We start from the raw sequence: 24,761 nt of genomic DNA, 5'->3' as shown, positions 1-24,761 counted from the left end.
TCAAGCTGTGCTCAAAAGTACAAATTTTGTAGCAAATCTGACTCGCACTCGCTTTAATAACACCCGAAAACTTGATCAAGCCAAAGTCGGAGAGACTTACTTGAAAAATCCTGATGTACGACAATTGGTGGTTACAGGAGAAGGAAAAGAGAAAAACTTTGACCACGGTAACCTAAGGGGAGTCAACTTAGCCAGAGCCAATCTTGTAGGTGCTAACTTTATTGGGGCAGATCTCAGTGAAGCCAACTTGCAGGATGTTGACCTATCCAGGGCAAAATTAGTCCAAACCCAACTAGACGCAACAGATTTTACTGGCGCAACCTTAACAGGGGCATTTATTGAAGATTGGGGGATTACCAACCAAACTAAATTTAATGGGGTAAGGTGTGAGTATGTGTTTATGCGATTACCCACCAAAGAAGATCCTGAACCTTGGCGCAAACCGGATAATAAGAATGAGGTATTTAAGGATGGAGAATTTGGTGATTTCATCAAACCCATAGTTGATACCCTTGACCTATACCACAATCAAGGCGTTGACCCCCGCGCGATCGCTATTTCCTTTAAGCAGTTAGCAGAGAAAAATCCAGAGGCAGAACTGAGCATTGCGGGAATGGAAGTAAAGGGAGAAGATAAGTTTTTACTCCGTGCTCAAACTGCACGGGAAGCTAACAAATCAGAATTAAGTGCAGAATATTTTGAAATTTATAATCAACTTAAAGCTCTAGCAGAAAATCAATTTCAAGATTTAATGGCAGAAAAAGATAGCAGAATTATTAGTTTAGAAACTATGGTAAATACGGCTTTAAAAAAGCCTAACTATTATACAAGTACACAAGTAGAACAGGTAGGTATTATGACAAACAATCCCGGTGGATTTTCCGTTGGTGGTTCTGTTGATGGCAACATCAATAATGTTCAAGGTAACAATAACCGCACCATTAAAGCTGACAATAACCAAGGCGTTATTGGCGATAACAACCAAGTAACCCAAAGTCAAGGTACTGCATCAACCGAAGAACCGCTAACCAAAGAACAGGTGACTGAGTTATTAGCAGAACTAAGAGGATATCTGAAAAGTTTTTTGATACTGAATTTTGCCCCCCTAGCCCCCCAATTCTGGGGGGAACAAGAATCCATTTGTTGGTAAAAGTCCCCCAAAATTGGGGGATTTAGGGGGCTTGAATGTAGCAAATGAGACTTCTCAGACAACCTCTAAGTAAGTTGGTACAACAGTCAGAAATGCCAGAAGATACCAAAGAAGAAATAACCACGTATCTCGGTGCTTCAAAAAAAGCAATGGAAAAAGAAGAACCGAAGAAAGAAACCGTACTCGCCAACCTCGAAAGTGCGACAGAAACCCTCGAAACAGCTAGTAGAAAACTTGATGCAGGTAAAACTCTCTGGGACAAAGCTAAGCCTATCCTTCTTAAAGTGGCAGATTGGTTCGGTGCTGCTGCTGCTTCACAGATTATAGGTTTGTAGAAGTGACTGCGATCGCGCCTATAAGCCTACAAACCAAAAGCGTTGCCTAGAGGGGCTTTAACAGTGCGGGGGCGGAACAAAATGATACACGTATTAGTAGATTCACAATTGGCCGACGAAATCCCTGAAGCTACTGATAATAAAGGTTTATAGCGGTTGTCGTCCGGCTACAACTAGGGTAGAATGAATACGATAAGCGACCGCAGCTGTTTTTGTGCGAAAGGGCTGCGATCGCTGAAAAAGTGAACCGAAATGTAACAAGATCGTAACATGGTCAAAAGATTTGTGAAACATGCCCTAGTTCCAGTGGGCAAGAAAACTCTTGATGGATTTCGAGCTACTGATAACTGGCTATATGTACTTTCCCAAACTCAGGCGGCTGAAACCATTGGGGAAAATGAAAGGAACTTCCGCGAATTCTTGAAATCAAAATGGTTCAAAGATATATGGGGAGAGGAATTCACGCCCGCGATTTTTGAAATAGATCCCTCTAGTCGATGGAGGGGACAAAGTCGCATTAATGGAATTCCGTTGGATATCAATGTCTTGTACTGGACGTACCGGACATCCAAAGGAAACAAAGAAGCATTGAAGTTAACCTCTGCTTTGGCAGGTGACTCTTTGAAGGATCGGTTTCGACTGGCCTTCGGTGATCAAGTAATCACGATAGCTGAGCGAAATAAAGAAATGACTCAGTATGTAGAACGACTGGAAGCAGTTGAAGCCGAGAACAAGCGGCTCAAGACGGACTTGCAGTGGTTGAGTGAAGATTATGCCCAGGATGACCACAAAGATGTAGAAATCAAACGACTGCGGCGAATCCTGCGTCTTAACTGCATCGACCCTGAGGCTCCCGAAAATTATATTTAAAATCGATTAGCCTCAAGACAACCCATCACACTCCATTACCTCTTCCCGTACGCCCATGCGGGATTTTTTGTGCAGATTTTTTCACTTTGTGATTTTAGATCCCGTTACCAAGACGCTATCCCTAGCCAAATCGCACCCACATTGTATTGACTCGGGTACACCCAAACTGTTCAATAAATAGGCATGGGTGTATTGAGGCGTGGGGTATGAAAATCGACCGCCATGGCCAGGCAAAGATTTTAACCGCAGAGGAAATCCAACTGTTGTTTAATGAAGGGGCAACCCTTAACCCGCCACGAGACCGGGCGCTGTTTGCTGTGATGCTTTACACCGCCTGTCGGGTCAACGAAGCCGTGACCTTAAGAATAAGGGATGTCTTAGATCGCTTTGGTTCCGTGCGCCCCGTGGTTCTATTCAGGAAAGGGAATACAAAGGGTAAGCTTGCCACCCGAACCATCCCGGTACTAGAAGATCTGCGGAAACACTTAACGGACTACCACCCTCCGAAATGGGCAAACTATCTATTCCCTGGGAGGCATGGCAAAGGACATATCACCCCAGATGCCGCCAGCTGGATCCTTAATGAATTAAGTATTTTGCTTGTAACAAACAGGTCTTATGCTCGCCCTAGCGCCGTTACCGGGATGGCAGTAACTGGAAAGTGAGTGATTGTCTCGTTAATCTTTACTTTTGTGGCTTCTGACAAGGAAAATTACCAGTATTTCAGTTCGCCTATCTAAGCAACAATTTTTCGCAAAAACCCAGGAATTTGTAGCTCTTGAAGCAATTTAAACCTACAACCGATCAATCTCATCCATACTCAACCCCGTATATTGGGCAATATCCTGAGCGGATAACCCTGCCGCCTTCATCTGCTTAGCAATCTGCTGTTTTTCTTCCTGTCTACCTTGTTGTCTACCTTGTTGTCTACCTTGTTTTATACCTTGTTTTATACCTTGTTCTATACCTTGTTCCAGAGTTTCATCAATTAAGGTTTGGGTAACATTGTACATATCCCGGTAGACCTTCAGGCTATCCTGATACAGCGCTTGCTCCCTAGATGAGAAATTGGCAATCTCTGCCACATCAAATAGCTGGGCAAACACATCGTCTTGCAACGGTAATGGGGGTTCATTCAACTGGGCTAGGTGTTTAAATAGAAATAACCACTTGTCAAAATGGGACTCCAACTCATCAAGAGACTTGGTAAATTTCGGTAGCTCAACATAAATAAATTTGAGCTTATCGTAGAACACTTCACAGTGCTGATTTTTCAACTCCACCACATGTAGCAGTTCCGAATCGTGCTTGTGGTCATCAAATACAAAATCTAGGATGCCAACCGTATAAACTGCTGTAAGCTCATAGTTCCAAAATCCCTGTTGTGCCTGTTCTTGGATCGGGAAAGTAGAATAATAGACACTTCTATCCTTAAACAAATTTTGCTTGGCCTTCTGCATTTCTACGATGAACCGTTCACCAGTCTCGCTCTGACAATAAATATCAAAAATAGCCCTTCGATCCACTAAGGTATTGCCCAAAAACTCGGGATTTTTAAAGGTGACATCCTTCAGCTGATGATGGGGAGGCAACAGAGTATTCAAGAAGTCGATTAGCAGTGCCTTATTTGGCTCAGTGCCAAAGACACGTTTAAACCCGAAATCTGTGAGCAGGTCAATGTATTTATCTGGCAGCGGGAAAACCATATTAAAATGCTTTGATAGGGAGTCGGGAGTCGGGAGTCGGGAGTCGGGAGTCGGGAGTCGGGAGTCGTGAGTCGGGAACTTCTGATTAGAAATTATAACAATTCCTACAGGGATTGCTATACTATATACCAAACGCATCTAAATTATAGAAGCCTTACTCAGAAGCGATGCAGTGCGGTCTTTGGGGTTTCCCCCATGAGCAACTGCATCAAGACAGAGATTTGACAATTAATAAGCATAAATACTTATCGTATTAATCTCATATCCAGTAGGCATTTCAAAATAAGATGCATTTACTGTGGTGAGTTTTAGGAGGTCAAAATGCCATTACCGATCGCAGCCATAGTAGTTGCAGTAGCAACACCAATTCTTATTAATAAGGGTTTGGAAATCAAGGAAAAAATTGAAGAAAAAGTTAGTGATGAGGAACTTGATAAAATTGAACCAATATTATCGAAATTAGGATTAACCAGGGAAGAAATATTAGCTCTAGATACTGAAAAAAAAATATCTAACCAAGTAAAAGCTCGACTTGATAGACTAGATAAAAGGATACAAGATGAAATAATTCAAGAATTACAAGATTGCTTAGATCAAGATGAATATTTTGAGATTGATTATAAATATTAAATTTTAAAATAAATAAGTAACTAAAATGTTTAATAAACAATGGAATACAGAGTATGAGGGAAATATAATATCAGTTTTAAACACTTGGGGAATAATAAATTTTAGTCTAAAAACAAGTGAGGCAAAACTTTATATAAATGGTGAAAAACAAGATGAATGTAACCATATGCTAGTTATGGGAAAAGAACCAATCATGCAAGGAAAAATTGATCTAGGAAATGGTATGTATAAAATAGTCAAAGTATATATGAAATCTGGCTTATTTTCAGTACAAACTAAAATTTGTATAGATGATATTCAAATTGGTGGTGATAGGTTTTAAATAACTTTATGGAAATCCCTATAAATTCTAACTATAGATTTCCATAACATTGCCTAAAAGGGTACAAACTAGGCAATGTTGTGATTTGTATTTGCAGCATGGGCTTTAATACAAGAAGTCGCTAAGGGATGTGATTTTACCATCAAATGTTATGATCTTTGTTTGCGATCGCTATATATACTTAAGAAGCTTAAAAATTAAACAGGGTAGGCATTGCCCACCCTATTTATAGCGCTTCTCATAGCTATGAGGTACACATAATTTGGCGTTGCTGATTCTCAGTATGGTTTCGCCCCCCTAGCCCCCCAATTCTGGGGGGAAAAACTCTCAAAGTCCCCCAGAATTGGGGGACCAACGGGGGCTTTAATAAAACTAGATGATCGCGCATTCATTCCTTAATTCAGCAACGCCCATAATTTTTCCCCGATTCCCGATTCCCGATTCCCGATTCCCGATTCCCGATTCCCGATTCCCTAAAACCCAAAAATTTGTACCTGACCCAAATTGCTAGATTCACTCCATAGCACTTCTGAAAAACTCAATTGTTTCTTTCAACGCCACAATAAATCGATCAATCTCTTCAAAAGTATTATAAAAATACAAACTGGCTCGTGCTGTACCAGTTACTCCTAAACGATGGTGCAAGGGTTGAGTACAATGATGTCCAGAACGAATTGCTACACCGTCTTGATCCAACAGGGTAGATACATCACTAGCATCCAATCCTTTAACATTAAATGTTGCTAAGGCTGCCCTACCTTTACCATCTATTGTTGGTTGGGGACCATACATGATTAGATCGGGAATTTCCTGCAACTGCTTAAACAAATAAGCGGTTAATTCTTCTTCATAGCTATGGATAGTATCCATACCCAAGCCAGTCAAATAGTCTACTGCAGCACCAAGTGCGATCGCTTGAGCAATGGCTGGTGTCCCTGCTTCAAATTTATGGGGTAAATCCCCATAGGTGGAGTGATCCAGAAATACCTCGGCAATCATTTCACCACCACCTAAAAATGGAGGCATCCCTTGCAGTAAGTCCAGTTTCCCATACAGAAAGCCAATCCCGGTGGAAGCACACATTTTATGACCCGATGCCACTAGCCAATCACAATTCATAGCTTGGACATCAATGGGCATATGGGGGATACTTTGGCAAGCATCAATCATTACCATAGCGCCATAGTTGTGTGCGATCGCAATAATTTCGTCTACGGGATTAATACATCCCAAGGTATTGGAAACATGAACCACACTTACCAGTTTGGTTTTCTCAGAAATTAGCTGTCGGAACTGTTGTAAATCAAACTCCTGAGTCTCGGTCAATCCCACATACTTTAGTACGGCTCCAGTTTTCTGAGCAATAATTTGCCAAGGCACCAGATTGCTGTGGTGTTCCATAACCGAGAGAATAATTTCATCTCCCTGGCGCAGATTTTCCAAACCCCAGCTGTAAGCTACTAAGTTAATCGCTTCCGAAGCATTGCGGGTAAAAACAATCTCTTGTCGTGACTGGGCATTTACAAAACTAGCTACCTTATCCCGTGCCCCCTCATAACCGTCTGTCGCTCTAGTGCTAAGGGTATGGACACCTCGGTGAACATTCGCATTGTCCATTTCGTAGTAGTGGCGCAGTGCATCCAGTACTGCTACCGGTTTCTGGGCGGTAGCCGCATTATCAAAGTAAATCAGCGGTTTACCGTTAACGTCCTGGTGCAAAATAGGGAAGTCAGCCCGGACTTGATCAGCAATGGTTTTTTCTTGAGTTAAGGTCATGTTACTGTTGAACGTTATTCCGTTCCCGTTTTGAACTGATGACTGTTTCCGAAAGTCTTTGCCTAAGAGAAGCTAGGGGAATTTGATTGATTATTTCTGCTACAAACGCATCAATCAAGAGGTTACGGGCATCGGTTTCCTTTAGTCCACGACTTTGCAAATAGAAGACTTCATCTGCTTCCAGCTGACTGACTGTAGCACCGTGGGAACATTTCACATTATCAGCTGTAATCTCCAACTGAGGCTTGGTATCAACTCTAGCCTTCGGCGATAGCAACAAATTGCGATTTAACTGAGCTGCATTAGTCAACTGGGCTGCTTGAGGAACAGAAACCTTACCATTAAACACTGCATGAGCACTACCATCTATAATGCACTTTTGCAGCTGATTACTGATCCCATTGGGATGATTCAACATCACCGCACTATGAGTATCTGCCAACTGTTGCTCACTAATCGCGGTTAAGCCATTTAGAATCGTTTCGGTCCCCTCACCCATCTGAAACACTTCTAGAGTATGGCGAGACAACTTCCCCCCAAAGGCTACCCCATGGCAACTATAAAAACTATTCCGAGATTGCGCGATCGCACTCTTGCCCACATGGAAAGCCTGATTACTTTCCCCATCAACCCGGATATGAGTCACCCTGGCATTCTCACCAACCCATAGCTCGGTCACGGAATTGGTCAAATAAACACCCTGAGCGCTATTTGCCTCTTGGCCTTGCCAATACTCTTCAACTAAACTCAGCTGACTACCAGGCTCTGCCACTACCAAACAACGGGGCTGAAATAGCCTAGGCACCCCATCAGCCATGGAAACAAACAGCAGATGAATGGGAGCCGTCACCTCAGTATTCCTAGGCAACCAGATCACCGCCACATCAGTCAAACCAGCGGTATTGAGCAGGGTAAACACATCGCTTACGCCCTGCTGGTTGCCCAAATAATCAGCAATTCGGCTCTGATACTCTGATGGCAACTCGGCCAAATTCCCGACAAACACCCCTTCAGGCAATCCAGCCACAGAGGATTGCTCAGGGGCATAAATCCCATTAACAAATACTAATCGGCTGTTCATCGCCTCTGGCAAAACTACCGGACTAATATCCAAGGTGCTTGTATCAACAGCTAAAGCAGCCTCAAAGGTCTCCTGCAACAGTGGCGACAAATCCGTAAACCGCCATTCCTCATCTTTAGTGGTAGGAATCGCCAACTCCTGAGCAATCCCCCTAGCGTGGTTACTTAGCTCTTGTAACCAATCCATATCAACGGGATTATCCTGGCGACATTGCTCTAGCAGTGCCGACAAATAAGAAACCTCCCGTTTTACAGAAACTTCCATAGTCATCAGACACTCACCTCAGCAGTCTCGTCTTCCAGCACCCAGTCATAACCACGGGATTCCAACTCTAGAGCCAACTCCTTACTACCAGTTCTGAGGATACGGCCATCTGCCATTACATGAACAAAATCCGGCTCAATATAATTCAGTAAACGTTGGTAGTGAGTAATCAAAATCATGGCATTGTCAGCACTTGCCAATTGATTCACCCCATTGGCTACAATCTTGAGAGCATCGATATCCAAGCCAGAATCTGTTTCATCCAAAATCCCCAGTTTCGGTTCTAGAAGTGCCATTTGCAGAATCTCATTCCGCTTCTTTTCTCCTCCAGAGAAGCCTTCATTAAGACTACGCTCTAGAAAGCTGGGATTCATTTTAACAATTTCCAGCTTTTCTTCAACTAAATCCTCAAAATCAAATGTATCAATTTCTTCCAATCCCTTGTGCTTGCGACGGGAATTGTAAGCCACCCGCAAGAAATCTAAATTACTGACACCAGGAATTTCCAATGGATACTGAAACGCCAGAAATACCCCAGCCAAAGAGCGTTCCTCCGGCTCCATTTCTAAGAGATTTTGCCCTAAAAAACTTACCTCGCCTCCCGTTACATCATAGGCTGGATGACCTGCTAATACCTTAGACAAAGTACTCTTACCAGAACCATTCGGTCCCATAATCGCGTGGATTTCCCCAGCTTTCACTTCCAGATTCAATCCCTTCAGAATCTGGTTACCATCCACATCTGCCGTCAAATCCCGAACAGACAATATTATTTCACTAGTTTCACTAATCATTTTGACTTGAAATTAAATGCTTTATCCCAGAAGTATTGTTATCAGGTTTAAGGTTTAAGGTTAGCAGGTTTAATGTTGAATGTTGAATGTTATTAGGTTTAATGTTTAAGGTCATCAGGTTTAATGTTTAAGGTCATCAGGTTTAATGTTTAAGGTCATCAGGTTTAATGTTTAAGGTCATCAGGTTTAATGTTGAATGTTAGCAGGTGTAATAAATATTAGACCAGGTGGTGCGTTACGGGACGGACTTTCCCAACAGTGGCTACCGATAAAATGAGGGCGAGCCCGTCCCTAACACACCCTACGCAACTAACTTTCAACAAACTAACCTTCAACCTTCAACCTTCAACCTTCAACCTCCCAACCTTCAACCTGCTAACAACCTCCCAACCTTCAACCTCCCAACCTTCAACCTGCTAACAACCTGCTAACAACCTGCTAACTACCTGCTAACTACCTGCTAACTACCTGCTAACCTTACTTATCCGACTGTGCCTTCCAGCTTCAGGCTTAAAAGTTTATCTGCTTCGGCAGCAAATTCCATGGGAAGTTCATTGAAGACATCTTTACAGAAGCCACTCACCATCATGGAGATCGCATCTTCTTCTGAAATCCCTCGTTGAGCGAAGAAAAATAGCTGGTCTTCACCGATTTTGGAAGTGGAGGCTTCGTGTTCGACTTTGCCCATGTTGTTCTGGACTTGAATGTAGGGAAACGTATTCGCCTCAGCTGTATCCCCAATCAACATAGAATCACACTGGGAGTAGTTCCGTGCTCCCTTTGCCTTCGGACCAATTTTGACTAGACCCCGGTAGCTATTTTTGGACTTACCAGCAGAAATCCCTTTAGAAATAATCGTGCTGCGAGTATTTTTACCGATATGCACCATCTTGGTACCTGTGTCCGCTTGTTGGAGATTGTTGGTTAGAGCAACAGAGTAGAATTCACCAATGGAATTGTCACCGACTAGAACACAACTGGGATACTTCCAAGTAATAGCAGAACCAGTTTCTACCTGAGTCCAGGAAATCTTCGAATTTACTCCTTTGCACAATCCCCGCTTGGTAACAAAGTTGTAAATCCCACCTTTACCATTTTTATCCCCAGCGAACCAGTTTTGCACCGTGGAGTATTTAATCTCAGCATTGTCCAGGGCAACCAGTTCCACCACCGCTGCGTGCAGCTGGTTACTATCGTACATCGGTGCAGTGCAGCCTTCTAGGTAACTAACATTGCTCCCTTCTTCCGCCACAATTAGGGTACGCTCGAACTGTCCAGTATCTCCATTATTAATCCGGAAATAGGTGGACAGTTCCATCGGGCACTTGACTCCTTTGGGAATATAGACAAAGGAACCATCACTGAAAACAGCTGAATTGAGAGCAGCAAAGTAATTATCTGCCACAGGAACAACACTACCCAGGTATTTCCGCACTAACTCCGGGTGTTCTTGCAAAGCTTCCGAAATCGAGCAGAAAATTACCCCCGACTCAGCCAGCTTCTCTTTGAAGGTAGTGGCGATCGAGACACTATCAAAGATGGCATCCACTGCTACATTAGCCAGCCGCTTTTGCTCAGATAGGGAAATGCCTAATTTATCAAAGGTTTCCAGTAAAGCTGGGTCAACTTCGTCCAGGCTATTGAGTTTTTCCTTCGTCTGTTTGGGTGCTGAGTAGTAGATAATCTTTTGGTAGTCAATGGGAGGATAGGTAACATGGGGCCAGGTTGGCTCTGTCATTTTCTGCCATTGTCGATACGCCTTCAGGCGAAACTCCAGCATGAACTCAGGTTCGTTTTTCTTAGCCGAAATCAGACGGATAATATCCTCATTGAGTCCACGAGGAATGGTATCCGCTTCAATATCTGTGACAAAGCCGTACTTATAGGGCTGGTTGACTAATGTCTTGACAGTGGCAGTCATCGATTTAGTGCTCTCTTATCATTAAGGATTCAACAGAGTTACAAACACAGTGATAGTTTGTTCGCCTTTGACTTTCCCGTAGAGTAGGTTGGCAGGTTGGAAGGTTAGAGGTTGTAGACTGCGGGTAGCGACTGCATCAAGACAGCGGCTTGCTTTTATCGCCGGTTACAACTATGATATACAGCTTCCTCATGCCCACGGGATATTATCTGGTGACTGGGTGGATTAAAACAACGTTTTTGTTGTTTAACTCTATTGTAGGTTATATTAACAACAAACATGTTGTTAAAGTCAAGAGAATTTAGATTTAATAGAAATAACGGTACCGACAAGCACCAAAGGGAAGCCTGAGTGCCCTTCCCCTGTTACCCAATCCCCAACTCCTAAGCCCATGATGCCTACTCAGCAAACTTCCACCAAGCGAGACATCTTACAATATCTCCTCAAACAGGATCGAGCAAGAGCCCAGGAGTTAGCCACAGCCATAGGGGTTAGCCCCCAAGCTATTCGACGTCATCTCAAAGAATTGGAGGCAGAAGGGCTAATTGAGTACAAATCTGTTCAATTGGCATGGGGCGTCCTCAACATATCTATCACCTCTCTCACAAAGGACGCGATCGCTTTCCCCATCATTACGGAGAGTTTTCCGTTTCCCTGCTCGATACCATGACAGAAACCTTGGGTCGTGAACAGACTAGCACGATTCTACAAAAGCAATGGCAACGTAAAGCTCAAGAATACCGGGAGTGTATAGGAAATGGTACAGTGCGAGAGCGAGTAGGCAAGTTAGTAGAACTGCGTAGACTAGAAGGTTATATGGCAGAGTGGCACACCCTAGAATCAGGTAATTTAAATAATGGCGTTAGCGAGCAGTATATTTTAACCGAATACAATTGTGCTATTTCCAACGTTGCCGAATCTTACCCCAGTGTGTGTGGTCATGAACTGGAAATGTTTGCCGCCGTATTGCCAGATTGTACAGTGGAGCGTACTCACTGGCTCAATAATGGAGAGCATCAGTGCGGCTATTTAATCAAAGGGCCAGCAAATAACTAACATGCCAGTAACTAAGGCTGTAAGCATTCAGCTATCAGCTGTCAGCCGTTAACCACAGGCCCCAAGTTAATACCACCTCAAGTAGCTTGCATGGTAAAGGCTTATAGCGTGGCACAGGCTTCTAGCCTGTTACATACTCCATTAGCTGATAGCTGATAGCTGATAGCTGATAGCTGATAGCTGATAGCTGATAGCTGATAGCTGATAGCTGATAGCTGATAGCTGATAGCTGATAGCTGATAGCTGATAGCTGATAGCTGATAGCTGATAGCTGATAGCTGATAGCTGATAGCTGATAGCTGATAGCTGATAGCTGATAGCTGATAGCTGATAGCTGATAGCTTACAAATTATGTAGTAAACCTTGAAAACCCTTATGGCTGATTCCCAGCAATCCTCAATCCAATTCTTAACTCCGGAAGAATCCGCTGATGTAGACCAAGCATTGCTCTCTTCCCCAGAGAAATTTTTAACTCGTTTAACTATTTCCTCCCTCAGACTGTTGAAGCATATTTCACAAGATACTGGGGTGCCCATGGAAGAGTTGACCCATCAGCAGATCATCGATTGGTTTGAGAAGGACAGTAAGATTCGGCGAGAACAAGGGGTAGAAGCCGCTTTTTTGAAATGGTAAGCCAATAAACAGGTAATATTGTCCCCTTCACTAATTATTACTTGCAGTTGGTAAGTGATAGTTGGTAGTTGGTAAGTAAGCATTCAGCTCTCAGCATTCAGCCGTCAGCGGTCAGGTGTCAGCAGACGTAACATAGATTAAACCAATGCTTACCTGTTTTCTTAAAAAGTACCTCAAGTAGCGTGGGCATAAGCTATCAGCTAATGCGCTTCGCGCAGCGTGCGCGTAGCGCATTAGCTGATAGCTTACCTTGGTAGTTGGTAATTGGTAGTTAACGATTCTCCATCACCAACTATCCAGGGATTATGTTGGATGTGATTCACTGGACTTGATATAATCGGTTAATTATTGACAGTTTACTGCATAGTACTGTTAACAAACAAACCTCAACAAAACCTAATCAAAAATCAGCAATTTAGAGCTTATTTATAAAATAAATATTAATTTTTTTTGGGGTGCGTTAATAAATCGTAACGCACTTATTTAATCTAGTGCTTTTGGGGCTAATTTTAGTTTTGTCACTAGTCAAAACTTACCAATAGTGTAGCTATCAAGCGCCCTACAGCCATTTAATCCTTTACTTTATAAATGACGGTTTAGAGGATTTTGGGTAAAATTATTGATCAAGATCACATAGATGCGTTGTCCTAAATCACAGTCTTGCGTGATCTAAACCGATGAAATGGATATAAGTTACCGCTAGCATTCTTAGGTCAGCTGTTAATACTCAAGGAAATGGTGCATCATGAATACTCAACAAATTCGCTTCGCAGCCATCACGATTTTAGATATTGCCCTATTGTTCACAGTCCCCATCATTATCCAATTATTCTCAAAAATTCCTTAAGTCCAAGGAAGTATGTCTTAGGAATGATCAATGATGTATCGGCACATAATATAGCGTTTCCAAATGAGATGTAAACCTAAGAGGTGTTTTTTGATTTTTAAATAAAACTCTGGATCTCTTTATCCTATTGCCTTTTGCCTATTGTAGGCAAGCAAATTACTGCCATACCTGTGTTTACAACTCATATAAAAACGCTATCAGCACATAGTTTTGCATTAATCGTTTTTCGAGTACAAGCCCCTAACACCTAGCATGGGGTAATTCATTATTAATCATTCATCTTCATCATTCCCTGATCACTGTCGGGATCAGTGGCATTCCTAGTTCAGTTAATTTTAGATATAAAATAAATCTGAAAATGATCAATGAAAGTAATCAATAAATTTCAAAATCTGGTCTTGACCGGAATAATAGTGAGTGTGGGGTTGTGGGCAATACCAGTATCAGCACAAGTGGAGGATGAGCAAGTCAACGATCTTGTAGAAGCACTGCGGCTTTCGGCACCACCCAATCGCCGGAATGATGGCATGTACAGCGACTGGCAAGTAAAACCTGCCATTATCCCTAGCTGGACATCTCAATGTGCAGGACAGGCAATGACACCTGCACAATTTGAAGCCGACCCGACCACAGCACGTAGTGTGGTGGCTTGTATCATCAGACGGGAACTAGAGATTGAATTTAGAGATAGTGGCAACAATGAAATGATTGCTGTTCGCCGTACCGCCTGTTGGTGGATGACAGGAAAACCCTCTGGCTGCAACAGTGGCGCAACTGCTGACTATGTCCAGAGAGTACTCGGCTTTTATCAGCAGCCCCATAGGTCAACACCAGTATTCGCACAAGTAGAGGATCAGCAAGTCAACACTCTTGATCCGCAAGTCAACCCTCTTGATCCGCAAGTCAACGCTCTTGTAGAAGCACTGCGGCTTTCGGCACCACCCAATCGCCCGAATGATGGCATGTACAGTGACTGGCAAGTTTTACCGGGGATTATCCCTAGCTGGACATCCCAATGTGCAGGACAGGCAATGACACCTGCACAATTTGAAGCCGACCCGACCACAGCACGCAGTGTGGTGGCTTGTATCATCAGACGGGAACTGGATATTGAATTGACAGATAGTGGCAACAATGAAATGATTGCTGTTCGCCGTACCGCCTGTTGGTGGATGACAGGAAAACCCTCTGGCTGCAACAGTGGCGCAACTGCTGACTATGTCCAGAGAGTACTCGGCTTTTATCAGCAGCATAGGTCCAGTCAAGCAGTAGTGCCACTAGCCTGGAAATTCTAGTCGCTGTTGACCCTTAACCTTCAGGCTTCTTAGAATTTAGAATTTAGAATGCAGAATTTAGAATTGAGAATTGAGAATTGAGAATTGAGAATTTAGAATTTAGAATTTAGAATTGAGAATTGAGAATTTAGAATTGAGAATTTAGAATTCTACATTCTGCCTTCTACATTCTACATTCTACATTCTACATTCTACATTCTTCATTCTACATTCTTCATTCTTCATTCTTCATTCTTCATTCTTCATTCTGACCAACAACCCTCAACCTTCAACAGATCATGCCGCTTGTCGGGACAACAACAGTTGAACAAAGTTATCACTAACTGTATGGTCTTTAGTATTCGCTGCGTATTGAATTAAGGTTTCCCGCAAGCGCCAAGCAGCATCCCAAGGCAGTAAGGTTGCCAAGAGGAAGTACACGCCGCGAAACCTAGGGTCACTGATCTGCTTGTTTGGCAAATCATTTCCTTCACCTAGGAACGTCTGCACGATGAAAAAGTCCTGGATTTTGTCGTGGCGGAAATACCATTCTTTTCGATCATTGCCTGCATGGTCAACAAATAGACGGCAAAATACCATTTTGTGGCGTTCCATGCAAATCAGTTCTTCAAACCATTTGTCAGCTGGTATCGCTACCTCATCTTGCAAGCGCATCTGGTAAACTGTCTCAGCAAATGCCTCTAGGGGAAATTGTCTGAGATAGAGTTGTTCATACTCCTGAGCCATATATTGATACTGCTGTTGCTGCAAATTCAGCAAGTCTGGTTTCTGCCCATGGGCTATCATCTGAGCCACTATGGTCAGGTCCATCGGGTTGGACAGCATCCGACGCACAGTTCTCTGTTCTTCTTCTGATTGGTACTGAGGTAAAACGGTGTCAATATACTTTTCGCAGGCTTGTTTGTACTTTATACCCGAGATGGGAGCATCTGGGGGCATAATTTTATAGCGCGATAGTAAAAATTTCTCAATCTGCTTAGGTTTCAATGGTTGCAGTACATAGGTCGTAGCGCAAGAGGGGGTCTGCCACTCCATGGATTGGGTCCCTATGATAATATTGCCCTTGAAGTAACTTTCCACAAAACTGGTAATCAAGGCTCGTGTGTCTGGAGTGACTTCATTGAGTCCATCAATACAGATATCAATGGCATCACTGTAAATCAGGTCTCGCAAGAAACCAGAGTCTTGGGCGAATCCATGAAGTTTTGCTTGAATCGCTTCGATCACGCCATTAGCGCATTTCTCTGCAGGTAAATAGACGATGATTCGCTTAGATGATTTCACTAAGTGGCGTAGAAACATGGATTTCCCTAATCCTGATTCTCCTTCCAGGACAATGGGTAATTCCAGATCTGGTATTGCTTCTTGAATGGGTTGGGTTATATTTTTTCCCTTCCGCTCGACTTCCAAGTTAGGAAAGTAAGCTTGCTCATCAAAGTTTTCTAAATCCGCATCTGACAGCAAGGATTCCTGGAAGGGCGCAAATAACTTGGAGCGTAGAAAGGGAATCCAAGTTAGGGCTATGCCCACATACCCCAGTCCAAAAAACTTCCGCACCCAGGGATTCCAAAAGAAGATAGCTTGGACTTGGGGGGATTTGGGATAAAGCAGTATCAGTCCCAACCAAAATAGCATATGAGTTAGCCAGATAATCACCCCTTCCCTAAAAATTTTCTGATAACTACGAGAGTCCTGTTCTTCCTGGAGATCATAAAGACCACCACGAACGCTTTCTATCCATCTATCCTGGAAAATTTTCTCCGTGTCTTGCTCTAGCCTTTGGATAACTGTTTCAAATTCCAGTATCGATTGTTCCAATTGCACTTTGGTGAGCTGCTTCTTCTGTTTACCAAGCTTAGAAGCAATTTCGACAAGGGCAGAGGCGGCGGAATCGTGAACATCGATCGATTCATCTGTCAACAAGACTTCTATTAGGTTAGGCACAGCCTGAATCCCTTCCGTTCCCATCTTTCCTAAAGCAGAGGCAGCATAATAACGAACATAGACTGAGCTATCCTTAAGCAACTCAATTAATAGAGGCAAAGCATCCTTAGCTGGCTCTCCAATTTCCCCTAGTACCTCGGTAGCGCGAATCCGGATCAGGATAGATTTATCCTTCCTGAGTCGCTCAATCAGCTGGGGAGCAACATCTTTGGTTTTCTCGGCAATCTGCTCTAGGGCATTGACGCTAGTTATGCGAACCAACAAGGATGTTTCATCCTTTAGGGCTTCAATCAGGTAAGGTACAGCTGACTTGGCTGCCTCTTTTTTATTCCCTAGGGCATAAGCAGCGTTAGCACGAACCTCAGCAGATTTATCATTCCTCAAGGCTTCAATTAGGTGAGGTACAGCCTTATTGGCTTTCTTGCCTAAGTTGCCTAGAGCATAAGCACCATTGGCACGAACTTCAGCAGATTTATCCTTAAGTGCATCAATCAGATCAGGGATAGCTTCATAAGATGCTTCTCCCATCAATCCCAGAGCAGAAGCAGCTTTGGAACGAACTGTCGCCGAGTCATCGTTCCTTAGGGCTTTAATCAACCCAGGGACAGCTTGATACGCTTCCTCTCCCATACTCCACAGAGCAACAGCAGCTCCCTCCCGAACTGCAGCAGATTTATCTGTCTTCAGGGCTTCAATCAGTAAATAGACAGATTTTGAACCACATTGGACTATTGCTTGTTTAGCGGTTGTATTGTCTATATCGTCGAATTTGGCGATATTAGTCTTAATCTCTGCTTGAGTACACCCTTGAGCTAAGGCAGGACTACAGGGCAGCAGTAGCAATGAGCAGCCCAGTAAAAACACCTTGAGCACTGAGGAAGTGGGTTGTTTGATGCACCTAATCATAGAAGTTCTCCAAGGTTTCGTGAGTATAGATACAAGCAATCTCTTCACAAATCCAGTTTTATCTCTCTGAGGGGCTATAAAAGTACCCTTGGGGGTACTCTTGAGGATTCCCCACTCCCTGATATAGCGCTACGCTTAGCGTCAGAAGTTAGAAGTCAGAAGTCAAAGGTGCGCTTTCCGTAGGCGAATTAAATTCGCCACGGGTCGCACCTAAAAGTAAGCTATGACTTACGTTTCGGAGTTTAGGAGCGATGCAGCGCGGTCTTGGGGAGGCAGCGCGGTCTTGGGGAGGCAGCGCGGTCTTGGGGGTCCCCCGGAGACGAAACCTTAGACAGTTGAGCCTTTATGGTTGGTAGGTTATGCAAAAAAGGGTTAAAACTTATTGATTAAGGCTCAACTGTCTTACGGTAACTTCAAACCATGAGCGACTGCCGTGGTTCCCCCCATGAGCGACTGCCGTGGTTTCCCCCATGAGCGACTGCATCAAGACAATGTCCTAACAGTAGCGCGTAGTGCTATATCCAGTCCGGTCGCCTAGGTATTAAGTCTTAGGTATTAAGTTTTAGGTAAGCTATCAGCTATCAGCCATCAGCTATCAGCTATCAGCTATCAGCTATCAGCTATCAGCTATCAGCTAAAGGCTGACTGCTGTTCGCGTAGCGTGCCCGTAGCGCATATGTTTACAGTTTTAAATATTAAGTTTTAGGACGATTAAGTTTTAGAAATATTAAGTTTTAGGTATTAATTCTTAGGTATTAATTCTTAGGTATTAATTCTTGAGTATTAGGGACAAGAGGCGTAGTTGAAGGCTTCTTTGCTTTCGGAAGACTTAGCAAACTTTGTCAAAATCCCCTTAGTCTAGATGTTTAGAGCCTCATGCCTAAAATCTAGAGCCTAGAGCCTAGAGTGTATAACCTTAACCATCGGAAAGGATCTGATTTGTTTTTTTTTCTTAACATTTGACTTTTGTCGAAAAAAGTGTCAAAATAGATACAGAAATAAAAATTGGAATTGAATAAGCATTGAGGTCTCTGTCGGATCAGTGGCTCTCCACTCAGATATCCTGAAGTAGATAAGCCGTAGAGAACCCAAGAAAGTGATACCTAGGGCAAGCTTGCCTAACCCTTAGACAGAATTCCTCACCTGGCCAACCAACTTATTAAACAATTCCTGGCCAAGCAACTTATTAAGCAATTCCATTAAGTAATTCGATTAAGCAATCCAATCGGAGGTATTCGAGCAATGAAACTTTCTTACCGAGGTGTCAGTTATCAAAGTGAACCATCTACCCTAGAAGTATCTGAAGGTGAAATTGGTGGCACTTACCGGGGTCATAGCTGGAAAGTTCACCGAATTAAGCATAATCCTTGGCGTAAATCACCCGCTAACATGACCTATCGTGGTGTTACCTATAAAAGAGGGTAGCTATTAGTATCACTAGTTTTGTTTGAGTCAAAAAGTGCTGAGGTAAGCATTGAGCTATCAGCTATCAGCTGATGGGCTTTTCCCCAGACTTTCAATTTTAAATTTTTCACTAAAGCTGTTTGACCTGGTGGGTGGAATGGCCATCTTGGTGGAAGGGGCAAGATGCTTATTCCACAAAACTCTTCAAACCATTCCATTATTAAGCAACATCGGATTTTAAGCTAACAGCCTTCAGCTGTCAGCTGTTAGCTTACATTAAAAGCACTCAAGACTATTGAAAAAAGTGGTCTGATATTATTATTAGTCAATCGGAGGGGTAATAGATATGAAACTTAGGTATCGTGGTGTAAGTTACGACGCTGAACCCTCTTTACTAGAAGTGAGAGAGGGTGAAATTGGTGGCACTTATCGGGCTCAGAATTGGAGAGTTCACTATCCCAGACACATGCCTGAACCCCCACCAGTAAATCATCTGAAATGGCGTGGTGTTTCTTACTGCACTGGTAATCCAACTGTAACTAATTCTGATGTAACTAATTCTCAACCAGTGGCTAAATCGATTTCTACTGTGGCTGCAAAGACATCGATTGCTCGCCACCGGCTGCAAAAAGTCTTGAATGAGAGCAGAAAAGCGCATCTGGCTACTATGCGCCAAACTTTGGAACATCGTCTAGAGGTAGCTAAAGCTAACGGTGATCAGAATCTGGTCAGGCTTCTAGAAGAGGAGTCAAAGCAGATGCAACCTATCTAGTGAGTTAACACAGATACTCTCACAAGTCTGGTGACGAGTCAGTTTGGGATTATCGCCAACCCCAGCCATTGCGATATAGATTGACCAAACCTTATTCAAACTTTTTCACGTATCCACAACTCTCTAACACAAGACAGAGCGATCCACAGCGATCGCTTTTTTGATGCTTTGATTTTTCATGCTTTGATGACTTGCGACACTCTGGTAGGGCAATATTTGTAACAAATTTGACACTCCCCGGTCATTAGACGCGGGGATTCTTGAAACCTATTATTATTGGTCATACATGAAGCCCGCGCACAGGTAAATCTATCATGCTGAAATCTTATCGTGAACACCTAGCTGAACGGGGAGCTCAAGGAATTCCTCCCCTACCCCTAAGTGCTGAGCAAACATCCCAACTTTGTGAACTGCTGCAAAATCCACCAGCTGGGGAAGAAGAAGCATTAATGGCTATGTTACGCGATCGCATTCCCCCTGGAGTTGATGAAGCAGCTTATGTCAAAGCCGGGTTTTTAACTGCGATCGCAAAAGCAGAACTCACTAGTCCTCTGATTTACCCCCAGGGTGCTGTAGACCTCTTGGGTACTATGGTCGGAGGCTACAATGTCCAATCCTTGGTTGAGTTACTCCAGTCTGATCAAACCACCTTAGCAGCCGAAGCCGCTACTGCCCTAAGTAAGACATTACTTGTCTTTGATGCGTTCAATGATGTTCTAGAAATTTCCGATGTCAATCCTTACGCCAAGCAAGTCATCGATGCTTGGGCCAATGCTGCGTGGTTCATCCAGCGTCCCAAACTCCCCGAAGCAGTTACTGTAACTGTATTTAAGGTACCTGGAGAAACCAATACCGATGACTTATCCCCCGCCACTCACGCCACCACTCGCCCAGATATTCCGTTACACGCCTTGGCCATGTTGGAATCTCGGATAGAGTCGGGTTTAGAAACTATTGCTAAATTAAAAGAAAATGGGTACCCTGTGGCTTATGTTGGGGATGTTGTTGGTACTGGTTCATCCCGGAAATCGGCAATTAATTCCTTACTTTGGCATATTGGTGAAGATATCCCCTATGTTCCTAATAAACGGGCTGGGGGATATATCTTAGGTGGCAAAATTGCCCCGATCTTCTTCAACACGGCTGAAGATTCTGGTGCATTGCCCATTGAGTGCGATGTTTCAACAATGGAAACTGGGGATGTGATTACCATCCATCCCTACAAGGGTGAAATCACTAACCAAGCTGGGGAAGTTATTTCCACCTTTACCCTCAAACCCGATACCATCCTCGATGAAGTCCGTGCTGGTGGACGGATTCCGTTACTGATTGGGCGATCGCTTACGGATAAAACCCGGGAAGCCTTGGGATTAGAACCGAGTCCCCTGTTTGCCCGTCCAACCATGCCAGAAGATACAGGCAAAGGCTTCACCTTAGCCCAGAAAATGGTCGGTAAAGCCTGTGGCTTACCCGGTGTTCGTCCAGGTAGCTCTTGCGAACCGATCATGACTACAGTTGGTTCCCAAGATACCACAGGACCCATGACTAGGGATGAATTGAAAGAACTGGCTTGTCTTGGTTTCAGTGCGGACTTAGTCATGCAAAGCTTCTGCCATACTGCTGCTTATCCCAAGCCCGTTGATGTCAAAGTCCATAAAAAATTGCCCGACTTCTTTGCCTCTCGTGCTGGTGTAGCCTTGCGTCCTGGGGATGGCATTATCCACTCTTGGTTGAACCGGATGTTATTACCTGATACCGTAGGCACTGGTGGAGACTCTCACACCCGTTTCCCCCTAGGCATTTCCTTCCCCGCCGGTTCCGGATTAGTGGCCTTTGGTGCTGCTTTGGGAGTCATGCCCTTAGATATGCCCGAATCTGTGTTAGTGCGGTTCAAAGGTGAATTGCAGCCAGGGGTAACCTTGCGGGATATTGTCAATGCTATTCCCTATGTAGCTATTCAAAAAGGATTGCTGACAGTAGAGAAGACCAATAAGAAAAATGTCTTCTCGGGACGGATTATGGAAATAGAAGGATTGCCCGATTTGAAAGTTGAGCAAGCCTTTGAACTTACTGACGCTAGTGCAGAACGGTCTTGTTCTGGCTGTACCATTAAGCTCGGAGTAGAAACAGTATCTGAGTATTTGCGTTCCAATATCGCCCTACTGAAAAATATGGTAGGGCGAGGCTATCAAGATGCCCGTACGATCATGCGTCGAGTGGCCAAGATGGAAGAATGGTTGGCAAATCCCGTACTGATGGCAGCGGACAAGGATGCAGAATATGCTGAAATTATCGAGATTGACTTGAATGAAATCACTGAGCCAATTGTAGCTGCTCCCAATGACCCAGATAATGTAAAATTGTTGTCTGAAGTCGCAAGCGATCGCATCGATGAAGTATTCATTGGGTCTTGCATGACCAATATTGGACATTACCGTGCTGCAGCCAAAGTCCTAGAAGGGGAACCCCCTGTTAGCACTCGGTTGTGGATTTGTCCCCCTACCCGGATGGATGAGAAACAACTCAAAGAAGAAGGGGTTTACGGTATCTTTGGCATAGCTGGTGCCCGGACTGAAATGCCTGGATGTTCCCTGTGCATGGGAAATCAAGCTCGGGTTGCTGATAAAGCCACAGTATTCTCCACCTCTACTCGTAATTTTAATAATCGTATGGGTAAAGGTGCCCAAGTCTACTTGGGTTCTGCTGAATTAGCAGCAGCTTGTGCCTTATTAGGTCGGATTCCCAGTGCTGAAGAGTATCAGTCAATTGTAGCCGAGAAAATTAATCCCTTTGCTAGTGATTTGTATAAGTATTTGAACTTTGATAAAATCGCTGGATTTGAAGATGAAGGACGGGTGATTCCTATCGAAGAAATGCCCAAGATTGAAGATATTTTGGGCATCCCAGCGGGAACGCTCAAGTAGATTAGTTTTAGTTTAGCTTAGCTGAGTTTTCGGGTGAGCTGTTAGGTTCACCCGATTATTTCTATTACTTAAGCTATCAACATTCAGCATTCAGCATTCAGCATTCAGCATTTAGCATTCAGCATTCAGCATATGCTTAGATGGGCTTTTCTCCATACTTTCAATTTTCATTAATCTCGAACTATTAAATTCGACCGTTTGCGCATTGCGCATTGCCCACGCTAAGAGGTTGTCTGAGAAGTCTCATTTGCTACATCCAAGCCCCCGTTGGTCCCCCAATTCTGGGGGACTTTTAGAAGCAAATTGACTCTTCCCCCAAAGTTGGGGGGTCAGGGGGGCAAAATTCAGTATCAAAAAACTTTTCAGATATCCTCTAAGGGAACGCCCTACCTTAGGCGAATGAGGTTTATTTTCAGCTGACTGCTGACCGCTGACGGCTGACTGCTGACATTGAGCGCGCCTAGTAGATGGCACGTTTTTACACAGAAGAAGTTAGGCGAGGTAAAAATCCTGATAACAACAATGCTTGACTTAACTAAAATCCAATCCCTTGCTGAATCCTATTCTCCCCAAGAACTATTTGCTGCTTTGGTTTTGCAGCGACGATTCAATGAGTTTGATGGCCCAGAAGTTATTACTGACCTTTCCAAGCACAGAGATTTATGGGCAAGCTTTCTGTTTACCAAACCAGTCTTTGCACCAGATGAAAATGGCTTAAGTTTTGGTGGTCTGGTAGATACCCTGCTGGCAATGGCAAACTATCGTCCCATGCCAGATAGCAGCATTATTCATTTTGTGGCCTATCCAGCAGATACCTTATACATACTTGCAGAAAATCAAGATACTAAAGTTTCCCAACTAATAGATTTGGGTAAAAAATGGCGAGCTGACTCGGTAGAGGTAACTGATGGCACCAATGAAGAGTACAGTTACCGACTCAAACGCCGATTGAGATATCGATACGAAGGAGCATTATGGGGAGACGATATTCAACGTGATCGGGATGCGGTTGTTGTTTGCTATTGGTGGGATTGAACTGTATTTAAGCATTCAGCTATCAGCCACACAAGATTTTGCCTCGATTCCCGATTCCCGATTCCCGATTCCCGATTTCTGGTACAATTATAAATATAGCTTTCCCGCGCATCAAAGGATTGACATCCGTGGTACTTAAAGACTTAGAGCAACAACTTCTTGCCCTTAGCCCTAGTGAAAAAGTGCAGGTTATTCAGTTACTCGCTCAAAGTCTCACAAGCAATTGGCAAGGAATTGAGAAAAACCCTAGAGTTTGTGGGGGAGAAGCTTGCATTGCCAATACTCGTATTCCCGTCTGGTTACTTGTAGAAGCTCGTCGTCTTGGATACAGTGATAGTGACCTTTTAACAAGTTATCCAACAATTACAGCTGCTGATTTAGCGAATGCTTGGGTATACGCAAAAGCTCACCCCGATGAAATCGAAATAGCGATTGAGCGCAATGAGGTAGCCTAGTAGATGGCACGTTTTTACGCAGATGAGCAGTTCCCTTTTCCTGTAGTAGGATTATTACGCACTTTGGGGCATGATGTTCTGACTGTCCAAGAAGCAGGTAATGCAGATAGAGGTACACCTGATAATGAAGTACTCGCATTTGCCATTAGCCAAGAACGCTCGGTTTTGACTATCAACAGAGATGATTTTATCCGCTTGCATCGCCGAAACTCTGACCATTTCGGCATTGTTGTTTGTACCAATAATCGTAATTGGGAACAGTTTGCAGAACGGATAGATGAAGCTGTAAAAGCAGAGGAAACTTTACAAGGCAAACTAATTCGTGTGGTACGTCCTGCTAAATGAGGTGATTTCTGCTAAAAATCTTTAGCATTATCTGGTTTGTTTCAGCCTAAAGCAAGACACTAAATTGATGTATCAACAATAAAAGGCTTGCTCCCAAGTGGTTTCATATTGTATGCCAGGAGGCGGACTTGAACCGCCGACACGAGGATTTTCAGTCCTCTGCTCTACCAGCTGAGCTATCCCGGCTTGCTTTTTTTGACGCCTTATTAAGGCTAACAAATCTAGTCTGGATTTGCAAGTAGATCAGAAAATTTTTTTTTGCGATCCAGCTTCAATTTTTGTCTACTGTCCCCTGC

The 24,761-nt window shown here is 43.6% G+C and carries 22 protein-coding genes, 1 tRNA gene and 1 pseudogene; 17 read left to right on the top strand and 7 right to left on the bottom strand.

What is annotated here, in order from left to right; all coding sequences use genetic code 11:
* Positions 1-7 precede the first annotated feature (7 nt).
* The 4 genes from LYNGBM3L_RS20805 (at position 8) to LYNGBM3L_RS20790 (ending at position 3,020) form a co-directional block, all read left to right on the top strand.
* Complete coding sequence (locus LYNGBM3L_RS20805) at positions 8-1,150, top strand: pentapeptide repeat-containing protein (protein ID WP_008187518.1); 1,143 nt, start codon at positions 8-10, stop codon at positions 1,148-1,150.
* Between the two features lie 44 nt (positions 1,151-1,194).
* Positions 1,195-1,485: a hypothetical protein gene (locus LYNGBM3L_RS20800; RefSeq protein WP_008187517.1), complete on the top strand. Its 291-nt coding sequence runs from the start codon at positions 1,195-1,197 to the stop codon at positions 1,483-1,485.
* Positions 1,486-1,755: 270 nt separating this feature from the next.
* Positions 1,756-2,355, top strand: a complete 600-nt coding sequence (locus LYNGBM3L_RS20795) for a hypothetical protein (protein WP_008187516.1) — start codon at positions 1,756-1,758, stop codon at positions 2,353-2,355.
* A 206-nt stretch (positions 2,356-2,561) separates the two neighbouring features.
* Positions 2,562-3,020 (top strand): tyrosine-type recombinase/integrase, encoded by a 459-nt coding sequence (locus tag LYNGBM3L_RS20790; protein ID WP_008187515.1) that lies wholly within the window; start codon positions 2,562-2,564, stop codon positions 3,018-3,020.
* Positions 3,021-3,149: 129 nt separating this feature from the next.
* Here LYNGBM3L_RS20790 and LYNGBM3L_RS20785 read toward each other — a convergent pair whose 3' ends face one another.
* Entirely contained in the window at positions 3,150-4,061 is a 912-nt protein-coding gene (locus LYNGBM3L_RS20785; RefSeq protein ID WP_008187514.1) for an Rpn family recombination-promoting nuclease/putative transposase, read from the bottom strand.
* A gap of 321 nt (positions 4,062-4,382) precedes the next feature.
* Between LYNGBM3L_RS20785 and LYNGBM3L_RS20780 the strand changes: the two genes are divergently transcribed.
* The 3 genes from LYNGBM3L_RS20780 to LYNGBM3L_RS48845 all read left to right on the top strand — a co-directional run bounded on the left by LYNGBM3L_RS20780 (position 4,383) and on the right by LYNGBM3L_RS48845 (position 5,524).
* Positions 4,383-4,691 (top strand): hypothetical protein, encoded by a 309-nt coding sequence (locus tag LYNGBM3L_RS20780; RefSeq protein WP_008187513.1) that lies wholly within the window; start codon positions 4,383-4,385, stop codon positions 4,689-4,691.
* Positions 4,692-4,716: 25 nt separating this feature from the next.
* Positions 4,717-5,013: a hypothetical protein gene (locus tag LYNGBM3L_RS20775; protein ID WP_008187512.1), complete on the top strand. Its 297-nt coding sequence runs from the start codon at positions 4,717-4,719 to the stop codon at positions 5,011-5,013.
* Positions 5,014-5,389: 376 nt separating this feature from the next.
* A complete protein-coding gene (locus LYNGBM3L_RS48845) occupies positions 5,390-5,524 on the top strand; it encodes a hypothetical protein (RefSeq protein WP_267872068.1) in 135 nt (44 codons plus the stop codon).
* Positions 5,525-5,526: 2 nt separating this feature from the next.
* On the opposite strand, the gene LYNGBM3L_RS20770 is transcribed toward LYNGBM3L_RS48845, so the two are convergent.
* The 3 genes from LYNGBM3L_RS20770 to sufC are packed head-to-tail and all read right to left on the bottom strand — an operon-like array spanning position 5,527 to position 8,928.
* Positions 5,527-6,789 carry a SufS family cysteine desulfurase gene (locus LYNGBM3L_RS20770; RefSeq protein WP_008187511.1) on the bottom strand — a complete coding sequence of 421 codons (1,263 nt, stop codon included), beginning with the start codon at positions 6,787-6,789 and terminating at the stop codon, positions 5,527-5,529.
* Position 6,790: 1 nt separating this feature from the next.
* Positions 6,791-8,140 carry a Fe-S cluster assembly protein SufD gene (sufD, locus tag LYNGBM3L_RS20765; protein WP_008187509.1) on the bottom strand — a complete coding sequence of 450 codons (1,350 nt, stop codon included), beginning with the start codon at positions 8,138-8,140 and terminating at the stop codon, positions 6,791-6,793.
* Positions 8,140-8,928 (bottom strand): Fe-S cluster assembly ATPase SufC, encoded by a 789-nt coding sequence (gene sufC / locus LYNGBM3L_RS20760; RefSeq protein WP_008187506.1) that lies wholly within the window; start codon positions 8,926-8,928, stop codon positions 8,140-8,142. The genes sufD and sufC overlap by 1 nt, the downstream gene beginning before the upstream one ends.
* 258 nt (positions 8,929-9,186) lie before the next feature.
* Here sufC and LYNGBM3L_RS45970 point away from each other — a divergent pair, with 258 nt between their 5' ends.
* Complete coding sequence (locus tag LYNGBM3L_RS45970; RefSeq protein ID WP_154659865.1) at positions 9,187-9,348, top strand: hypothetical protein; 162 nt, start codon at positions 9,187-9,189, stop codon at positions 9,346-9,348.
* A gap of 61 nt (positions 9,349-9,409) precedes the next feature.
* Here the strand turns inward: LYNGBM3L_RS45970 and sufB are convergent, their stop codons facing one another.
* Complete coding sequence (gene sufB, locus LYNGBM3L_RS20755; protein ID WP_008187504.1) at positions 9,410-10,849, bottom strand: Fe-S cluster assembly protein SufB; 1,440 nt, start codon at positions 10,847-10,849, stop codon at positions 9,410-9,412.
* Positions 10,850-11,240: 391 nt separating this feature from the next.
* Here sufB and sufR point away from each other — a divergent pair.
* The 3 genes and pseudogenes from sufR to LYNGBM3L_RS47675 all read left to right on the top strand — a co-directional run bounded on the left by sufR (position 11,241) and on the right by LYNGBM3L_RS47675 (position 14,680).
* Positions 11,241-11,905: pseudogene (sufR, locus tag LYNGBM3L_RS20750) on the top strand (iron-sulfur cluster biosynthesis transcriptional regulator SufR).
* 375 nt (positions 11,906-12,280) lie between these two features.
* Positions 12,281-12,538, top strand: coding sequence for an NDH complex assembly factor CRR9 (locus LYNGBM3L_RS20740; RefSeq protein ID WP_044494119.1), 258 nt, complete (start codon positions 12,281-12,283; stop codon positions 12,536-12,538).
* A 1,212-nt stretch (positions 12,539-13,750) separates the two neighbouring features.
* Complete coding sequence (locus tag LYNGBM3L_RS47675) at positions 13,751-14,680, top strand: hypothetical protein (protein ID WP_008187481.1); 930 nt, start codon at positions 13,751-13,753, stop codon at positions 14,678-14,680.
* A gap of 276 nt (positions 14,681-14,956) precedes the next feature.
* Here LYNGBM3L_RS47675 and LYNGBM3L_RS34990 read toward each other — a convergent pair whose 3' ends face one another.
* Positions 14,957-17,530 (bottom strand): HEAT repeat domain-containing protein, encoded by a 2,574-nt coding sequence (locus tag LYNGBM3L_RS34990; RefSeq protein WP_008187478.1) that lies wholly within the window; start codon positions 17,528-17,530, stop codon positions 14,957-14,959.
* 1,242 nt (positions 17,531-18,772) lie between these two features.
* Between LYNGBM3L_RS34990 and LYNGBM3L_RS20725 the strand changes: the two genes are divergently transcribed.
* The 6 genes from LYNGBM3L_RS20725 (at position 18,773) to LYNGBM3L_RS20690 (ending at position 24,465) form a co-directional block, all read left to right on the top strand.
* Positions 18,773-18,955 (top strand): DUF4278 domain-containing protein, encoded by a 183-nt coding sequence (locus tag LYNGBM3L_RS20725; RefSeq protein WP_008187474.1) that lies wholly within the window; start codon positions 18,773-18,775, stop codon positions 18,953-18,955.
* 325 nt (positions 18,956-19,280) lie between these two features.
* Positions 19,281-19,706, top strand: a complete 426-nt coding sequence (gene pirA, locus LYNGBM3L_RS20715) for an arginine synthesis PII-interacting regulator PirA (protein WP_008187470.1) — start codon at positions 19,281-19,283, stop codon at positions 19,704-19,706.
* Between the two features lie 314 nt (positions 19,707-20,020).
* A complete protein-coding gene (gene acnB / locus LYNGBM3L_RS20710; protein WP_008187468.1) occupies positions 20,021-22,630 on the top strand; it encodes a bifunctional aconitate hydratase 2/2-methylisocitrate dehydratase in 2,610 nt (869 codons plus the stop codon).
* A gap of 522 nt (positions 22,631-23,152) precedes the next feature.
* Positions 23,153-23,665, top strand: coding sequence for a hypothetical protein (locus tag LYNGBM3L_RS20700; protein ID WP_008187463.1), 513 nt, complete (start codon positions 23,153-23,155; stop codon positions 23,663-23,665).
* A 128-nt stretch (positions 23,666-23,793) separates the two neighbouring features.
* Positions 23,794-24,120 carry a DUF433 domain-containing protein gene (locus LYNGBM3L_RS20695; RefSeq protein ID WP_008187462.1) on the top strand — a complete coding sequence of 109 codons (327 nt, stop codon included), beginning with the start codon at positions 23,794-23,796 and terminating at the stop codon, positions 24,118-24,120.
* 3 nt (positions 24,121-24,123) lie between these two features.
* On the top strand, positions 24,124-24,465 hold the full coding sequence (locus tag LYNGBM3L_RS20690) for a DUF5615 family PIN-like protein (RefSeq protein WP_008187460.1): 342 nt from the start codon (positions 24,124-24,126) through the stop codon (positions 24,463-24,465).
* A 113-nt stretch (positions 24,466-24,578) separates the two neighbouring features.
* Here the strand turns inward: LYNGBM3L_RS20690 and LYNGBM3L_RS20685 are convergent.
* A tRNA-Phe gene (locus LYNGBM3L_RS20685) sits at positions 24,579-24,651 on the bottom strand.
* Positions 24,652-24,761 lie beyond the last annotated feature (110 nt).

Origin of the sequence: Moorena producens 3L, from assembly GCF_000211815.1 — a bacterium.
In the GTDB taxonomy this organism is placed as follows: domain Bacteria; phylum Cyanobacteriota; class Cyanobacteriia; order Cyanobacteriales; family Coleofasciculaceae; genus Moorena; species Moorena producens.
Note: the sequence above shows the minus strand (reverse complement) of the source record. Positions and strands in the feature narration are given on the sequence as shown.

Bases quoted from the DNA above. Each gene is read 5' to 3' on its own strand.
- sufC (WP_008187506.1), bottom strand. From the start codon at position 8,928: ATGATTAGTGAAACTAGTGAAATAATATTGTCTGTTCGGGATTTGACG.
- LYNGBM3L_RS20800 (WP_008187517.1), top strand. From the start codon at position 1,195: ATGAGACTTCTCAGACAACCTCTAAGTAAGTTGGTACAACAGTCAGAA.
- acnB (WP_008187468.1), top strand. From the start codon at position 20,021: ATGCTGAAATCTTATCGTGAACACCTAGCTGAACGGGGAGCTCAAGGA.
- LYNGBM3L_RS20770 (WP_008187511.1), bottom strand. From the start codon at position 6,789: ATGACCTTAACTCAAGAAAAAACCATTGCTGATCAAGTCCGGGCTGAC.
- LYNGBM3L_RS48845 (WP_267872068.1), top strand. From the start codon at position 5,390: ATGATCGCGCATTCATTCCTTAATTCAGCAACGCCCATAATTTTTCCC.
- pirA (WP_008187470.1), top strand. From the start codon at position 19,281: ATGAAACTTAGGTATCGTGGTGTAAGTTACGACGCTGAACCCTCTTTA.
- sufB (WP_008187504.1), bottom strand. From the start codon at position 10,849: ATGACTGCCACTGTCAAGACATTAGTCAACCAGCCCTATAAGTACGGC.
- LYNGBM3L_RS20740 (WP_044494119.1), top strand. From the start codon at position 12,281: ATGGCTGATTCCCAGCAATCCTCAATCCAATTCTTAACTCCGGAAGAA.
- LYNGBM3L_RS47675 (WP_008187481.1), top strand. From the start codon at position 13,751: ATGAAAGTAATCAATAAATTTCAAAATCTGGTCTTGACCGGAATAATA.
- LYNGBM3L_RS34990 (WP_008187478.1), bottom strand. From the start codon at position 17,530: ATGATTAGGTGCATCAAACAACCCACTTCCTCAGTGCTCAAGGTGTTT.
- LYNGBM3L_RS20775 (WP_008187512.1), top strand. From the start codon at position 4,717: ATGTTTAATAAACAATGGAATACAGAGTATGAGGGAAATATAATATCA.
- sufD (WP_008187509.1), bottom strand. From the start codon at position 8,140: ATGACTATGGAAGTTTCTGTAAAACGGGAGGTTTCTTATTTGTCGGCA.
- LYNGBM3L_RS20780 (WP_008187513.1), top strand. From the start codon at position 4,383: ATGCCATTACCGATCGCAGCCATAGTAGTTGCAGTAGCAACACCAATT.
- LYNGBM3L_RS20725 (WP_008187474.1), top strand. From the start codon at position 18,773: ATGAAACTTTCTTACCGAGGTGTCAGTTATCAAAGTGAACCATCTACC.
- LYNGBM3L_RS20790 (WP_008187515.1), top strand. From the start codon at position 2,562: ATGAAAATCGACCGCCATGGCCAGGCAAAGATTTTAACCGCAGAGGAA.
- LYNGBM3L_RS20795 (WP_008187516.1), top strand. From the start codon at position 1,756: ATGGTCAAAAGATTTGTGAAACATGCCCTAGTTCCAGTGGGCAAGAAA.
- LYNGBM3L_RS20700 (WP_008187463.1), top strand. From the start codon at position 23,153: ATGCTTGACTTAACTAAAATCCAATCCCTTGCTGAATCCTATTCTCCC.
- LYNGBM3L_RS20785 (WP_008187514.1), bottom strand. From the start codon at position 4,061: ATGGTTTTCCCGCTGCCAGATAAATACATTGACCTGCTCACAGATTTC.
- LYNGBM3L_RS20690 (WP_008187460.1), top strand. From the start codon at position 24,124: ATGGCACGTTTTTACGCAGATGAGCAGTTCCCTTTTCCTGTAGTAGGA.